The organism is Paenibacillus pabuli (assembly GCF_039831995.1).
GTDB classification, from domain to species: Bacteria; Bacillota; Bacilli; order Paenibacillales; family Paenibacillaceae; genus Paenibacillus; species Paenibacillus pabuli_C.
Genome location: NZ_JBDOIO010000003.1, coordinates 530,231 through 544,668, shown reverse-complemented (window position 1 = coordinate 544,668; position 14,438 = coordinate 530,231). Strand labels below are relative to the sequence as shown.

The following is a 14,438-nucleotide window of genomic DNA, read 5'->3' as shown; positions in this document are numbered from 1 at the left end:
TGGTTCAACAAATTTCATTGAATGAATGTACTTGGCGTTTGCTTCATTTAAGCCTACTGGACAACATCAGTCCATATGGAAGCAACGTCAAGCTATGGCTGAATTCACATGTATCGTATAAGTTCATTGTAGTTATTTTGAAATAACAATTGTGTTTACGTTATTCATAACTTATGAAACTAGGATTTAGGAAGGAAGCGAGATTATGAGCAATCATTCGTTAATGGGGTTTGCCCCTGCACTAGGATGGAATTCATGGAATACCTTCACGTGGGACATCAATGAGCAGTTGATTCGGGATGTTGCCGATGTGTTTGTTACGGAGGGTTATCTGGACGCCGGATACGAGTACATCGTCATTGACGATTGCTGGAGTCTGAAGGAGCGGAATGCAGATGGCAATCTGGTCGCAGACCCCGCTAAATTTCCGAGTGGAATGAAGGCGCTTGCAGATTATATCCACGACAAAGGTCTAAAATTTGGCATGTATTCCTGTGTTGGTACACATACTTGTGCAGGTTATCCAGGCAGCTTCGAGCATGAATTCCAGGATGCTGCGTTATTCGCCGAGTGGGGCGTGGATTATTTAAAATATGACTACTGTTTCAAGCCGCGCCATATCTCAGGTGAGTTGTTATACAAGCGCATGAGCCTTGCACTCAAAAACTGCGGGCGGGATATCCTGTTCTCTGCCTGCAATTGGGGAGAAGACAACGTATATGAGTGGATTCGTGAATCAGGGGCTCATATGTATCGCTCCACCGGTGACATTCGCGACAACTGGCAATCGGTCAAGGACCTGGCTCTGTCTCAGCTCGGCAAACAAAGCTACACTGGCTCCTTCTGCCATAATGACATGGACATGCTCATCGTAGGCATGTATGGCGGGAGCAACAACGACTTTATTGGAACCATCGGCGGCTGTAACGACACTGAATACAAAACCCACTTCTCGCTCTGGTCCATGATGGGATCACCGCTCATGATTGGATGTGATGTACGCAAGGCCAATCAGGCCACCAAGGATATTCTGTTGAACCCGGACCTGCTTGCCATCAATCAGGATGCGGAAGCACGCGGAGCCTATCGTATCAAACCCGAGCCTCAATGGTTCCATACAGATGATGTATTCATGCTGGTGAAGGTGCTGACAGACGGCGATCTTGCCATCGGATTTTTCAACCTGAGCGACAGTCAACGCGAGCTATCCCTTCAGTTCTGGGATATGGGGCTGCCTTACGCCGCGGGTTATTCCCTGTCACTCTACGATTGCTGGGAACACAAGGAGCTGGGTGTATTCCGCGAGCGTTATGCACCCGTGGTTGGCGCCCATGATTGTCTCGTCGTGCGAGCCAAATTGGTGAAATAAATGGCACAGAGCAGGTTGTGTACCACTTGCCAGGTTCCGCTCTCGTCGGATGATGTGGGTATTTATCTCAAACTGGTCTCTCTCACAGCCCAGCAATTCCTCTGTATCGACTGTCTCGGTGTGAAGCTGAATTGTGGGCGGGAGCCGATTGAGAAGCTGATTCGTTACTTCCGTGAATCCGGGAACTGTGCACTTTTTCGATAAAAGCAATTTGTAATTTGTCTTAACAGTTAGCTCACCGATCGGTATTTCCTACAGGTTCTGCTTGTTTCTGGTGCAACAGCATGTAAGCTGATGGTGTATGTGATGTTGCCTTTTTGAATACTCTCGAAAAATAAAGCGGATCATTATATCCAACCGAATAAGCGATGGATTGAATGGACAATCCGGAAGACTTCAGCAGCTCACAGGCGCGCCGAATACGGCATGCCGTTATATACGCCGAGACGGATTCGCCTGTAGCTTTTTTGAACCTGCGGAACAGGTAGCTTCGCTCCAGATTCACGGCCTGTACAATCTCCGCAACCGTCAAGGTCGATTTCCAGTAGTTCTGCTCAATATAGGTTTTCGACAGCCACACATAATCTCTGGCTTCCTCCTGCGTCTCGCGTGGGAAGTACTCCATGTAATAGGATAATAACAGGTGCAAACGCGCATCCGCCCTAACCACTTCACTTGGTGATGCCCCGGCATTCCAGGCCAGGTGAAACCAGGGTGCCAAGGTTTCTGGCGCAGCTGGCAGTACGGGATGCTGAACCGAGAACTGTGTCAGTTCTATAAGTCGTCCTGCGTCTCGTCCATTGAACTCCATCCATACGTATTCCCACGGGTCGGCGGGATCGGGGTAGTAATAGATTTCTTTTTGCGGAAAAATAATAAAGCTCTCTCCCGCACCGAGCCGAAATTGCTGGCCTCCGGTTTCCAGTGTACCCTGCCCTTGAATGATATAATGCAGCGCATAAACATCACGCACGCCCGGTCCCCACTGGTGAAGATTGACGGGTTTATGGGCGCCGCTTATAAAATAAACTTGAATCGCCCTGCTCCCGTCTGTCCATAATGAGTCCACATCCGGCTCCTCCCTTCTTGATACCAGTCATTATATATGATTTTGTGGAGTTTTGATTTATTTTGATGCTAGAAACTTCCTTTCAAGTTGCTTATGATCGGAATAGTGGTCTCATAACCAAACAGAGATATGTAAGCGCAACCACACACATCTTGGATCGACATGAATAAGGATGCTCAATTCAGAGAGGAGAATGTTGTGTTGCTTAGAATCGTTCAGGTAGAAAATGGCCAAGTTCAGGGGCTGCCTGCCGCAGACCCACGTGTTACAAGCTTTAAAGGTATCCCATTCGCCGCCCCACCGGTAGGCCAGAACCGCTGGCGTGCACCACAACCTGCATCCGATTGGGATGGGGTGCTGCAAGCTTTTGATTTTGCCCACACCTCTATGCAGGCCCCGACCGTCATTGACGATAATAACATCTATACGCGAGAGTGGTCTGTTGATCCCGATCTGCCGATGAGTGAGGATTGTCTATATTTGAATGTGTGGACACCTGCCAAACGAACGGATGAGAAGCTGCCTGTGTTTGTCTGGTATTTTGGCGGTGGGCTTCAGGTGGGTCATACTGCTGAAATGGAATTTGATGGTGAGCGCATTGCCCGCAGGGGCATTGTCGTGGTTACCGTCAATTACCGTCTGAATGCGTTTGGTTTCCTGTGCCACCCCGAGATTAGCGCTGAATCCCCACAAGCACCTGCGAACTTTGGACATCTGGATCAACAGGCAGGTACGGCCTGGGTGAAACGTAACATCTCTGCCTTCGGCGGTGATCCGGATCAGATAACCATTGGTGGACAATCTGCAGGCGGCGGCAGTGTGCTAAGTCAGATGACTTCCCCGCAGAACAAAGGCCTGTTCCAGCGAGCTGTCATCATGAGTGGAATTGCGACCAAACTGTATCCCAATGTGCGTGTACCTTCAGTCCGCGGCACACTGCGGGATGCCGAGCAGAAGGGCGTTGATTTTTTCCGTTTTCTGGGCGTATCCACTTTAGACGAAGCCAGACAGCTGGACGCGATCACTTTACGGGATAAAATCCTGGAATATAATAGCTTCTGGGGAACAGTCATCGATAATCAGTTCTGTACGGGTGATCCGTTCATTCGTTTCATGCAGCATGAACGCGAACTCGTTCCCGTCATGCTTGGGCATACCTCTTCCGAGTTTTGGACCCAGCCTGCGGTAAGCAATATGGAGGAACTGAAGCAAACGGCGACTGAACTGTTTGGAGAGGATGCGCCTGCCTTTTTGCAGCGCTGTGGAGCCGATACTGGAGATCTCGATCATGTATTGCAGCAGGCATCGATCCGCATGATTGAACATGCGATTCAACTTGTGATCCGCTCCAATAGTGGTCATCCATCCGAGACACCGCTCTATTATTATAATTTCGACGCGGAGATTCCGGGCTGGGATCAGCCAGGCACGTTCCATTCCGTTGATCTGTGGTTTTTCTTCGAAACTCTTGCCAAATGCTGGCGACCTTTCGTCGGTAAACATTATGACCTGGCACGCCAGATGTGTAATTATCTGTCCAATTTTATCGCGACAGGTGATCCGAATGGTCTGGATTCCACGGGCAAACCCTTGCCCTATTGGATTCCAAGTAGTACCGAGCAGCCTTACCGCATGGAATTCGGTGATACGTCCCAGTTACAGCGTGCAGAGCCGGGACCAGTACTTGAATTGGTCATTGAACAGTATTTCAAAAAGCAAAATGAGCCCGTTGTGTAACATTCATCCGTGTACATGAATCATACAATGAAGAGCCATGCAAGAATGCATGGCTCTTTACGTTGTCTCGCCTGTCGATACTTGGTCCGGCTGCTCACCAAATGCTGCCTAATATAGGAAGTTACCCTGTTATTGATTTAGTTCAGATAAAATGACCATCCAATTTTAGCAGTCTTTCCGCGAAAACCTCGTTTGCTCTGGTAGGAATATGACCTATCCGACGAACTAAGGAAAAGTTTCGTTCGATGTGGATATCTGGAATGGTGATTTCCTTCAACATGCCAGCGGATAACTCCCTTTTTACAACCCAGCGGGACAACATGGCGAAGCCTAATCCAGAGAACACCGCTTCTTTGACGCCCTGACTGCTGTTGAACACATAAGAACGGTTTACCCGGAGTCCTGTCTGAGCCAGAAATCGATCACTAGATGATCTGGTTCCTGAACCCATCTCGCGGAGTATCCACACTTGATCTTGCAATTGTTCCAGATCCGCATTCACCGAAGCGTTAAGAGGATATCCTTCCGCTGCCACAATAATCAATTCATCCTTCATGAATGGTGTCACGGTCAGATCTTGGGCCTCAATGTCCTCTTCAATCAAACCAAAATCCATTTTATTATCTCGAATTGCTTCCACAACTTGAGATGAATTTCCGATGAATACTTCCATGGCCACTTCAGGGTATTGCCTGGCAAATGACGAAAACAGGCGCGGTAAAACATATTCTCCAATCGTAAAACTAGCCCCAATCTGCAATGAGCCACTAACATCATCCTGCAATCTGGCAATATCCAATTTCGCCGACTCATATAGATTCACCATTTCCTTGGCACGTACATATAGCAGCTCCCCAGCCTCCGTCAGCTTCACCCATTTGGGCGAACGATGCATTAACTTTGCATCAAATTCCTTTTCTAATTTACGAATGTGTAAGCTAACACCGGGTTGTGATAAATGCAATAGTTCTGCCGCTCTAGAAAAATTGCGCTGTTCCACTACAGTTATATATACTTTCAAGCTTTCCACGATCATAAAGTGCATCTCCCTTGATAGTATTTAACCCCAAATATCACTCAATCATTATGATTCGTTATGATAAGCATTTTATTCCGGTATTTCTCTTTTCAATCGTAACTAATTATAGTTACAAGTGAACAAGAAATAAAGAAATCGGACGTGATATCCATGAATTCAACTTCTGTTTTGCTACAAGAGAAAAAGAATAAACAAGGGTTTCTGCTGGGAATTGGGCTTACTTTAATGCTTGCCCTTGCTGCAAAATATGCAGCCGGCTTTCCTTTTCTACACATCATGGGTCAGCTTGTACTTGCTATTTTGTTCGGCATGATCTGGAGAGCAGTCAGGAATGTACCTGATCATATGGTGAGCGGAATTTCCTTTTCAGCTAAAAAGCTTCTGCGATATGGAATCATTTTGCTTGGCATGCGGCTCAATTTGAGGGATATTCTTCATGCGGGGCCCAAGGTTGCCTTGATCTCCTTCCTGAACATTACCATAACCATTTTTGTTGTGTATGGCATTGCCAAATTCTTTCACGTCGAGAGGCGTTTGGGGCTATTAACTGCATGCGGAACAGCGATATGCGGAGCTGCAGCAGTTGTAGCCATTGCACCACAGATCCAAGCCAAAGACGAAGAAGCCGCCATCGGTGCAGCTACTGTAGCGATTCTGGGAATCATTTTTACGATGGTTTACACCCTTCTATATCCATTTCTTCACTTGTCTGCATCAGGATACGGCGTGTTTTCAGGCGCTACATTACACGAAATCGCGCATGTGATTGCAGCTGCAGAACCAGTGGGCCAAGACGCTGTTGACCTGGCTGTCATTGTTAAATTAACGCGTGTAGCCATGTTGGTGCCCGTCGCTATCTTGATCGGATTCTGGACGAATCGTTTGGATCGCTCCAAGAATTCAGGAAACAGCAGATTGAATAAAAGAAGCCTGAAATCCCTCCCGATCCCTTGGTTTATTTTCGGATTCCTCATGATGAGTGCTCTCAATACGCTGCAGTTTATTCCTTCAGATTTGACGAATCTAATCATTCTTGCCGCTTATATGCTGATTGCTATGGCCATGGCTGGTCTGGGTCTTAGTGTAGATATAGTTACGTTTCGGCAATTGGGCCTAAAAGCTTTTGCAGCCGGCTTTATTGGCTCCATCGTTCTTTCCCTCATCGGATATGTATTTTTAAAACTATTCAATCTCGGCTGATGAAAATAGTGTGCCATCTATCCCACATTAGACTAACCTTACTACGATAACTGAAAAAAGCCGCTAATATAGCGGCTTCGATGTAATCATCTTCTTGTTCCAAGTTAATATGTCTACGAAATAGTGACATACCCTGATCTCTTTTTATACTTCTTTATCAAATACCATTTCTTTAACCTCTGTAATTGGCATATCTTCCCCAGTAAAAAGTTTATTAGCAAGTGCGCCCTGCCATAGGACCATCCCGAGACCATTGATTGCTTTGGCACCATTTGCTTTTCACACGTACCTGTTCTTCTTCTGCAACTCATTCACATATAGAGAAGTTGTATCAAAGCTGACGTTTTCGTTCGTTGAATGCTTCACTGTAGTGGGTTATATCACAAATTTCCCAATGGCATCAGCCACGCCATCATTATCATTTGAATCGGTTATGTAAACGGCACATTTTTTCAGTTCAATGATCGCGTTCCCCATGGCTACAGGAAATCCGGACAGATGGAATAGGCCTATATCGTTAAAATCATCCCCAAACACCATTACATTTTCTGAAATCACCCCAATTTCACTTAACACCCATTCCACGGCTTTTTCCTTAGAAGCTGATTTATGCATGATTTGGATCAATGCTCCTCCATCCGTTGCGATGACATTCACATGATCACCAAACTGCTCGCTTAGATCCTTCCATGTGTTACAACCTAGAACTAATATTTTGGTCGGAGATAGAGAGTCTATATAATGTTGCTCAACAACCTGAGGTTTCAGATCATTCGAACGGATACCGAATTGAGCGCAGTGGGAGTCAAGAATTGGTTTACTTGTGTACCATGAATCATTAACCTCGTATGAGATTACGGATTGAGGCATGTTTAACTCAATGAATGTATTAATCTGTTGGTTGATCTCCAAAGGGATTGGAATATGGCGCTCATTCTGTGTGGATTTGCATGTAACTAAAGCGCCATTGTAATAAATCATGTAATCTACAAACGGAAACTGCTTCACAAATTGATTTGCCGCTCTAGGCGGCCTTGCCGTGGCAACGATAATATGTATCCCCAAATCAAAACATCGTTTAACAGCCTGATAATTCCTGGGAGATATCGATTTATCACTTCCGAGCAAAGTTCCGTCCAGGTCCAGCACAATGGCCTTAATCGTAGACATCCGAATCCTCCCCACACAGCTAAATTGGTAAAATAATACTATGCTTTTAGAGGTGTTGTCAACGAGAACAGTTATGTTATCCAGTGCTGAACAACTATTGATCGTGGGCTTATTTCCATCGTTTGTTTCTACGGAGTACACGTGCATTAGACGTTAAAGAACAGATACCAGAAATGCATGGTTGTAATTCTACGAAAAAAACGACATTCTCTTTACAGAGCATTGCCGTTTCTTGGTTTCTGGTTTCATTCATTATTTAAAAAAGACATAATCACTGCATTACCTTACTTGCCTAAACCATCCCAGAAGGTTTGGAATCAATGATTTTAATATGGTGTTCCTTTAAACTTTGTTTGGATTGGTACATCTCTAAGGCGATTTTCTTTTGGGTACCGTCTAAGTAATCAACATAGACCGATTTCATCTTAAAGTTTGAAGCGTATATTTTATGCTTATCTACCTCCAGAGCACTTAACAGATAGGGAAGCTCCACCAGCCTCTTCACGAGTGCAAGTTCCTCAGAAGTCTGTCTCACCGTACACGCCTCCTTCTTCAAGTTTGACCGTGACCAATTGATCAAAATCGACCCATTCAAATCCATTGTCCATTTCAATTTTGATTTTCTTTCCAACGGTACTGACTGAAGTAACGATTCCATGTATATATCGATTGCCCGACTCATTAAACACTTCAATGGTGGCTTGTAATGTATAGTTGAGTGACATATCTACATTTTGAGCCATGATCTCCCACTCATCTTCATGAATTAGCGGTTTGTCTTGAACATGAATTTGAGTACGATGCTGTATGATTCGTTCTTTATGTTGTGGAAGCATCATGCGGCTCGATTCCCATAATCCATTGGCCTCAAGTTTTTTGCTCATTTGTAGTGCCCCCCAATTTTAGATGCTCTATCGATTGCTTGACCAGCAGCTGTAATGGAGCTTGCGCGAAGTATGGCAATGTCGCCAAATCGATCCTTAATGTCGTCCATCACCTGATCAATAGCCCGTTTGTGCTCCTGATCATCAAAGAAAGATAGTTGATATGTATCCGCGTCGGATAATTGAGAAAGGGATACGCCTACACGGCGCACCGGTTGCCCATCCCAGTGTTGATGAAATATGCGTTTGGCGATCTTGCACACATCAACGGTTATGTTTGTTGGATCAGACAGTTTAACCTGCCTGTGAAAACCAGTTGGATGGTCGAAATCCGCTCCAGACACACTCACGGAAACGACACTACCCATCAGTCCTTTTTTACGAGCTCTTCGGCATACTTCAGTACAGATATCGAGGATTACCACTTCGATCTCCCAAGCCTCTGTGTAATCTCTAGGCAAGGTCATTCCATTTCCAATATCCTTTTGTGTACTATGTGTGTTGACGGTTACCGGCGAGTTACATATTGACCGCGCTCCTCGCTGTTCACTTGAATCGTTTGATATTGGGGATTGATTGATATGACCTCACTCTGTGTACGTACATCAATTCGAAAACGATCTGCCATACCTTTAGGTGTTTGTACTAACAAGCGGTCACGCTCAGTAATCGTTCCGCCTATATAATAAGGTAAGCCGCAGTTGGCGAATGAAATGTAGGGCCCCTTTTCAAATATGACTATTTCAGCATGTTCATCCAGCCGGCGTAGGCGGGCAGCTGCTGACGCACCCCCCGCTACTCCACCTACAATGACTACTTTCTTGCTCATGATTCAGATTCATCCTCTCCAAATAAAACAGTTATAATCTGTTCAATACGTTGGTTTGCAAGTATATAATTCACTTCGAGGCCATTTCGCTCCGTATCAACAATTCCTGCACTGCGCAGCTTCTGCAAATGCTGGGAAACGGTTGATTGCGGCAGATCCAGACACTCCTGCATATAGGAAACATTACATTTCTTTTTACGCATCAACCCACGCACAATGCACAGGCGTATAGGATGAGAAAGGGCCTTCAGTAAGTTAGCAGGTTCCTCAAACTGCTTCAAATCACCGCTATCGTTAAAACCGAGTTTATCCAAACGTAACCCCCCCTCTGTATCGTTATATTAGAATAATGCGATATAGTAAAATCAAAGTCAAACTCCTGTATTTGTTATCCTCTATCCTTGGTAGTGAATGCTCTTCTTGGATACGACTAAGCTACTTTAATCTCGCTTCCTTCACAAACCAATTCATGAAACTTACTTATGTCACCAACAGCGTAAATATCATAACGTAAAATGCCTCCAATGCCCTTCGGAAACAACTTCTACTGTTCCATCGATCACTTTGATGGCGGTTTGATCATCAATCGCATATGTAGGCCCTTGAACGCCAGCGGCCCATCTTTCAGCAGCAGCCATGGTGTTTTCCGGAAGCTTTTCATGGTCAAGATGCGGAAAAATTGCAAAGTCAACCAGACCCAGTGTCGCATCACCACCGCCGAGTGGAATCCAGCCAACAAAGTATTCCCCAATGTTGGGTGCCATCACCATACTACCCGCGCTCATTCCCACATAAACTGCCTGCAGCGATGGTAAGAGGTCTGCCAGTCCGGAGTGCCGCATCCAGTGGTTCAGGAAGAGGGCGTCGCCGCCCGCCACCAGCAGAACGTCTATTTCCTGAACCAGCGGCACCCAGCGGTCTTTACTGATGCTTGGCAGCGAGGTGAGCTCTAACACACCAACAGACTTCCAGCCCAGATTAACCATGGGGTTCTCGGATTTCCCGCTGATGAACTCCCAGGTATTGACGCCAGGTCCGACCCAGGGGTGTCCATACATTGCGGTGGGAATACACAGTGCGTTGGAGTCGGCGATCGGCTTGTCCAACATGTCCACTAACGCGTCGCGTATGCTTTTGTTATTAACGCCCGCAGAAGTTAGTAATCATTTCATAGCTTCACTCCTAGTCGCTTGGAACTTCTTAATTCAGCTTATTAGCTATATCATCTACCCTATATCCATTAAGACCATCTCGTCGAAACGACATTTGAACTGTTTCTGGCTGCTCTCCCTTCATCACCGTCATTTCTAAAATAAATTCTGTCTGCAGAGTGTCTGAACCTTGGATCGGTAACACATGGACATTCGAGTACAAAAAGTTGTCTTGGTACTTTTGACGAAGAGCACTCATTATTTGAGGATTCAATTCGACTATCAGTGCCTGTTGAATTAACGTGCATGGCGTTGTGCCTGTTGCTTGCAGAGTGTCTTCGCTCGAAGCTGTGGTTTCTATTAGCGAAGCTAACCCAAGGGCTAAAACGAACGTCAAAATTATTTTTATCAAATGCAATCACCTCATAGTTGGGATATTATATTTTTCCCAAAATGAGGATTTGAATGCTGTTTTCAACTAATTTCCTACAGCTTTTTTGAAGAAAGTAGACATTTGGTTGAAACCGTACAGACTGTTGCTAGTAAAAGTAATGGTTTGTCCCTTGGTGTTTGTTAAAAAATGTTCATTCCAAGAATCAATCATGGAGGTAGTCAATTCAGCCAATTCTTTATTAGCGAAATACCCTAGAGAGATGTGAGGTGTATAGGAATATCCGGACGTTTCTAATCCGAAATGTCCCTTATACTCTTCTATAAGGTATTTTCTTTCTTTTTCAATCTTATGTAAGATGGCTTGAGAATGAGAATTCGCAGGTTTTAGACTTGCTACTAGCACAGAATTCCCCCACTTTAGGAGTCTATCAAATTGAAATGTAATGGGTTCTTTCATGTTGATATTTAGTGGCTGGTTTTCGATACAGAGAAACTCATTTTCTCTCAGAAAGGAATGCGGTAAACCTTCAAGCAGATCTTCGGCTTTGAACCTATGTTGGGGTGAGACAGCTTGAACGTTGGCTTCATTCATTCCATCCCAAAGCGTCACATGATAAGACTGAGAAGGCAAAGGGCAAAACAGATATGTATTGTTCAATTCTGTGAATATTGTAAGAGTTTGATATAAACTTTTGTATAATCTTAATTCTTCAGTTTCAATATCACAACTAAGTAACCTCATCTCTCTACTTTCATCTAAGGGTAATAATCGGTCTGATGGATTATCAAATAGAATTGAGAATCCTCTAAATTGTGACCACTGGGGCGTAAATCCAGAAACTTTAGGATTAGTAATGAGAAACATATTCACCCTCCATTTAACAATCTACTTTGACTATATTATTTCCATGCCAGTAATTGTAATCCCTTTTATTTCATTAAACTGTCCTACCCGTTAATTCAACGCGATTATGATAAGGTTTCCCATACATCCTGTTCAGCTAATTAGCTGTCCCTCTAATCTATTATTTCTCTTCTATTAATAGGTAGAAGCACGATCGTTGCGATTAGTAGAATCATATATTAATACATAGACATGAATAACTATGAAGGAAGTGATAAGATGCTGGATTATGTAATCTCTCCTTCCATTACGATACTAGGCAGCAGCGGAGGTGCGGCTAAAGCGGTATTAGCCATTCTTAATCAATCCGTTCAAGATAAAAAAGACCCTATACACTCTATCATTAACCAATCACAAATCCACCTCATTGATATGAACCAAAAGGATAAAGCATATTATGCTCAACTCTGCCCCCATCTTTCGAAACAAATCAAAATCCACAAGTTAGATCTTAAAAATGTCAGCGACTTTCGGAAACACCTTACTAAAACAAACACAAAAGTAGTCATTGATGTATCATGGGCCGATACGATCGAGATGCTCAACTGCTGTAACGAACTAGGCATATTATATGTTAATTCTGCCCTTGAGAATGAGGAGGTGGATAATAATGAGAGCCTGCACGGGTTTCCCCTTGCAGAGCGAAATATTAAATATCAAACTAGAAAAACTGATTTCACCCATACAACCGCCATTACATGCTCAGGTATGAATCCTGGCGTCGTACAATGGATGGCTATAAAACTGATGCAAGAAAATCCAGATAAAAAACCTTTAGCCTGCTACATTGTTGAGCATGATACCTCCTTTTTTGCGGACCAAACATTAATTGAACCTAACACCATTTATACTTCTTGGTCAGTCGAATGTTTCCTGGATGAAGCCATATTAAGCTATCCGATGTTTGTTCATAATCATTTGCCTCATTATTTTTATGAACAGGTCTATTCAATGGAGTACAAAGTAAGGTTAGGAGACAAGGAATTTTACGGATGTCTGATGCCGCATGAAGAAGTGCTAACACTAGGTGAGTTGTTTGATATGCAGATTGGATTTATTTATCGTGTTAGTGAGTATACAACGAATTTAATTCGAAACCATTTAGATCGAGTAGACGATTTATGGAATTGGAACCAGCGCATAATTGATCCAGACATAGGGGAGGTTGAAGGTGCAGACCTCGTTGGAGTTCTTTTGGTTTACGAGGATCATGAAAAGTTTATGTATAATTCGATGAAAAGTAGTAGCATTTATGCTCAGTACAAAACAAATGCCACGTATTTTCAAGTCGCATGCGGCATTTATGCTGCCTTGGCCAGCCTAATACTGGATGATATTCCTGTAGGTATTTATAACGTTCATGAGCTCCTGCTCAAAACCGAAAGCAAGTACGAACAATATCTAACGTACCATATGACCGATTTTGTCGTGGGAGAAAATAAAGATTCCGATGGATTACTTCATCAAAGATTAAAATGGACTAAATAATAGATGGCTTAGAGTACAACCATATCCAATAAGCAGACGAAGACGGACAAGTCTATAGAGCAGGTATAAGGTAAAGGATAGTACTGCACAAAAATGGAAAGAAGCCGCCTCTCAAGAATCTCCCCTAGTTTTCACTTCCAAAATTTCATTCATCTAAACTGCCCCTTAGTTCAATAAAAGACAGCCGATCATGTTGGTCGGCTGCCATTTTTTGACGACTCCAATGTTTTTGTACGCATGAAATATTGGGTAAACGCCTTTTCTTCATACGGCTGGAGCCAAGTAAAATCGGGTTGGTTATCGGTGAACACACCTGTCATCAATTCGATATAAGGTCCATCTTCATCCGTCAGGCTTCGGTCCCAGGCTTGGCCGAACTCCCCGTTGCCCCACGTCCATTGCTTCTTGCCTGGGGAGACATGATGATTGGCTACATGCAGCAAACCTGCTTGCACGCCATGGTCGTAACCGCCTACAAAATTGTAGTCCGATTTATATGCCATATAAGAAGTCGGGACCGGGATATTTTTGTACCTGGAGATATCAACGCCTTCGGAATAATCCATTTTGTAATAAGTCCCTGTAGCAATCGGGAATTTGGATACATCCCTTTTTCCGTGATCAAAGACTGCTGTGACATCAGGTGGAAATACGGTCTGTGTCTGATCATTGACAGCCATGGCCGGGTTGGCCCACCACAAAAACGTTTGCGGCTCGGAGGTCCGGTTATACATTTGCGCCATAACTTCGATATAGGCCTTACCTGGATGCAATGTGAAACCCGTAGTTAATTTTGTGCCGTACATGCGATCAATCTCACTAACCCATACGGTTGCGCTGCCGTCCTCATTCTCGGTTGCCGTGTGCTTCGATGCGAACGTATTTGTTTTCAAGAATGACCATGCAATAGGAGTTGGATTCTTTCTCATCCAGGATTTTATCGATGACCGGATGCGGGTAGACTCGTCCGGAACTCCCTGGTACACGCGTTTCTCCAGAAACATGGGATTTTTGTCAGGTTTTCCCGTTCCATAAGTGGGAATTTCAACCTGTTCATCCCATACCCGCACCTGATTAGAAACGGCTGATGAATCTGTTGTACTATATTGAGATCCTCCTTTGTGTTATAACATTTAATGTAATGCCGCTCCCCCTTTTATACAATTAACGAAAGTCGGTAGTTGATGGATTATATTCTTAAACTT

General features: G+C 44.2%; 14 protein-coding genes and 4 pseudogenes. 5 read left to right on the top strand and 13 right to left on the bottom strand.

Translation table 11 applies throughout. The features are described 5' to 3' along the window. The first annotated feature begins 205 nt into the window (after positions 1-205). Entirely contained in the window at positions 206-1,369 is a 1,164-nt protein-coding gene (locus tag ABGV42_RS04685) for a glycoside hydrolase family 27 protein (RefSeq protein ID WP_347380602.1), read from the top strand. Further along, positions 1,370-1,573 (top strand): hypothetical protein, encoded by a 204-nt coding sequence (locus ABGV42_RS04680; protein ID WP_111269726.1) that lies wholly within the window; start codon positions 1,370-1,372, stop codon positions 1,571-1,573. 31 nt (positions 1,574-1,604) lie between these two features. On the opposite strand, the gene ABGV42_RS04675 is transcribed toward ABGV42_RS04680, so the two are convergent. After that, positions 1,605-2,438 (bottom strand): AraC family transcriptional regulator, encoded by an 834-nt coding sequence (locus tag ABGV42_RS04675; RefSeq protein WP_347380601.1) that lies wholly within the window; start codon positions 2,436-2,438, stop codon positions 1,605-1,607. Positions 2,439-2,639: 201 nt separating this feature from the next. Here ABGV42_RS04675 and ABGV42_RS04670 point away from each other — a divergent pair, with 201 nt between their 5' ends. Next, the gene (locus tag ABGV42_RS04670) at positions 2,640-4,175 is read left to right on the top strand and encodes a carboxylesterase/lipase family protein (protein ID WP_347380600.1); all 1,536 of its coding nucleotides are present in this window, start codon (positions 2,640-2,642) and stop codon (positions 4,173-4,175) included. A gap of 142 nt (positions 4,176-4,317) precedes the next feature. On the opposite strand, the gene ABGV42_RS04665 is transcribed toward ABGV42_RS04670, so the two are convergent. Continuing rightward, positions 4,318-5,211: a LysR family transcriptional regulator gene (locus ABGV42_RS04665; protein WP_347380599.1), complete on the bottom strand. Its 894-nt coding sequence runs from the start codon at positions 5,209-5,211 to the stop codon at positions 4,318-4,320. Between the two features lie 153 nt (positions 5,212-5,364). Between ABGV42_RS04665 and ABGV42_RS04660 the strand changes: the two genes are divergently transcribed. Then, positions 5,365-6,414: a YeiH family protein gene (locus ABGV42_RS04660; RefSeq protein ID WP_347380598.1), complete on the top strand. Its 1,050-nt coding sequence runs from the start codon at positions 5,365-5,367 to the stop codon at positions 6,412-6,414. Between the two features lie 144 nt (positions 6,415-6,558). Here ABGV42_RS04660 and ABGV42_RS04655 read toward each other — a convergent pair. The 10 genes and pseudogenes from ABGV42_RS04655 to ABGV42_RS04610 form a co-directional block, all read right to left on the bottom strand. Further along, positions 6,559-6,684, bottom strand: a pseudogene (locus ABGV42_RS04655) (quinate/shikimate dehydrogenase); the annotation flags it as partial. A gap of 105 nt (positions 6,685-6,789) precedes the next feature. Next, complete coding sequence (locus ABGV42_RS04650; RefSeq protein WP_347380596.1) at positions 6,790-7,584, bottom strand: Cof-type HAD-IIB family hydrolase; 795 nt, start codon at positions 7,582-7,584, stop codon at positions 6,790-6,792. 292 nt (positions 7,585-7,876) lie between these two features. Next, a complete protein-coding gene (locus ABGV42_RS04645; RefSeq protein ID WP_347380595.1) occupies positions 7,877-8,119 on the bottom strand; it encodes a hypothetical protein in 243 nt (80 codons plus the stop codon). Further along, a complete protein-coding gene (locus ABGV42_RS04640) occupies positions 8,103-8,468 on the bottom strand; it encodes a YolD-like family protein (RefSeq protein WP_347380594.1) in 366 nt (121 codons plus the stop codon). The genes ABGV42_RS04645 and ABGV42_RS04640 overlap by 17 nt, the downstream gene beginning before the upstream one ends. Beyond that, entirely contained in the window at positions 8,465-8,947 is a 483-nt protein-coding gene (locus ABGV42_RS04635; protein ID WP_347383141.1) for a hypothetical protein, read from the bottom strand. Before ABGV42_RS04635 ends, ABGV42_RS04640 begins: the two co-directional genes overlap by 4 nt. Before the next feature lie 44 nt (positions 8,948-8,991). Next, positions 8,992-9,297: pseudogene (locus tag ABGV42_RS04630) on the bottom strand (NAD(P)/FAD-dependent oxidoreductase); the annotation flags it as partial. Beyond that, positions 9,294-9,611: an ArsR/SmtB family transcription factor gene (locus ABGV42_RS04625; protein WP_347380593.1), complete on the bottom strand. Its 318-nt coding sequence runs from the start codon at positions 9,609-9,611 to the stop codon at positions 9,294-9,296. The pseudogene ABGV42_RS04630 and the gene ABGV42_RS04625, both read right to left, overlap by 4 nt. Positions 9,612-9,800: 189 nt before the next feature. After that, positions 9,801-10,460 (bottom strand): annotated as a pseudogene (locus ABGV42_RS04620) (Type 1 glutamine amidotransferase-like domain-containing protein); the annotation flags it as partial. 37 nt (positions 10,461-10,497) lie between these two features. Then, a complete protein-coding gene (locus tag ABGV42_RS04615; RefSeq protein ID WP_347380592.1) occupies positions 10,498-10,860 on the bottom strand; it encodes a hypothetical protein in 363 nt (120 codons plus the stop codon). Between the two features lie 66 nt (positions 10,861-10,926). Continuing rightward, positions 10,927-11,706, bottom strand: coding sequence for a hypothetical protein (locus ABGV42_RS04610; RefSeq protein ID WP_347380591.1), 780 nt, complete (start codon positions 11,704-11,706; stop codon positions 10,927-10,929). A gap of 258 nt (positions 11,707-11,964) precedes the next feature. Here ABGV42_RS04610 and ABGV42_RS04605 point away from each other — a divergent pair, with 258 nt between their 5' ends. Further along, on the top strand, positions 11,965-13,233 hold the full coding sequence (locus tag ABGV42_RS04605) for a saccharopine dehydrogenase NADP-binding domain-containing protein (RefSeq protein ID WP_347380590.1): 1,269 nt from the start codon (positions 11,965-11,967) through the stop codon (positions 13,231-13,233). Between the two features lie 210 nt (positions 13,234-13,443). Here ABGV42_RS04605 and ABGV42_RS04600 read toward each other — a convergent pair. Next, positions 13,444-14,303: pseudogene (locus tag ABGV42_RS04600) on the bottom strand (DUF5107 domain-containing protein); the annotation flags it as partial. Between the last annotated feature and the right edge of the window lie 135 nt (positions 14,304-14,438).

Coding starts and splice junctions, on each gene's coding strand:
- ABGV42_RS04685 (WP_347380602.1), top strand. CDS start 206: ATGAGCAATCATTCGTTAATGGGGTTTGCCCCTGCACTAGGATGGAAT.
- ABGV42_RS04680 (WP_111269726.1), top strand. CDS start 1,370: ATGGCACAGAGCAGGTTGTGTACCACTTGCCAGGTTCCGCTCTCGTCG.
- ABGV42_RS04665 (WP_347380599.1), bottom strand. CDS start 5,211: ATGATCGTGGAAAGCTTGAAAGTATATATAACTGTAGTGGAACAGCGC.
- ABGV42_RS04660 (WP_347380598.1), top strand. CDS start 5,365: ATGAATTCAACTTCTGTTTTGCTACAAGAGAAAAAGAATAAACAAGGG.
- ABGV42_RS04650 (WP_347380596.1), bottom strand. CDS start 7,584: ATGTCTACGATTAAGGCCATTGTGCTGGACCTGGACGGAACTTTGCTC.
- ABGV42_RS04640 (WP_347380594.1), bottom strand. CDS start 8,468: ATGAGCAAAAAACTTGAGGCCAATGGATTATGGGAATCGAGCCGCATG.
- ABGV42_RS04610 (WP_347380591.1), bottom strand. CDS start 11,706: ATGTTTCTCATTACTAATCCTAAAGTTTCTGGATTTACGCCCCAGTGG.
- ABGV42_RS04605 (WP_347380590.1), top strand. CDS start 11,965: ATGCTGGATTATGTAATCTCTCCTTCCATTACGATACTAGGCAGCAGC.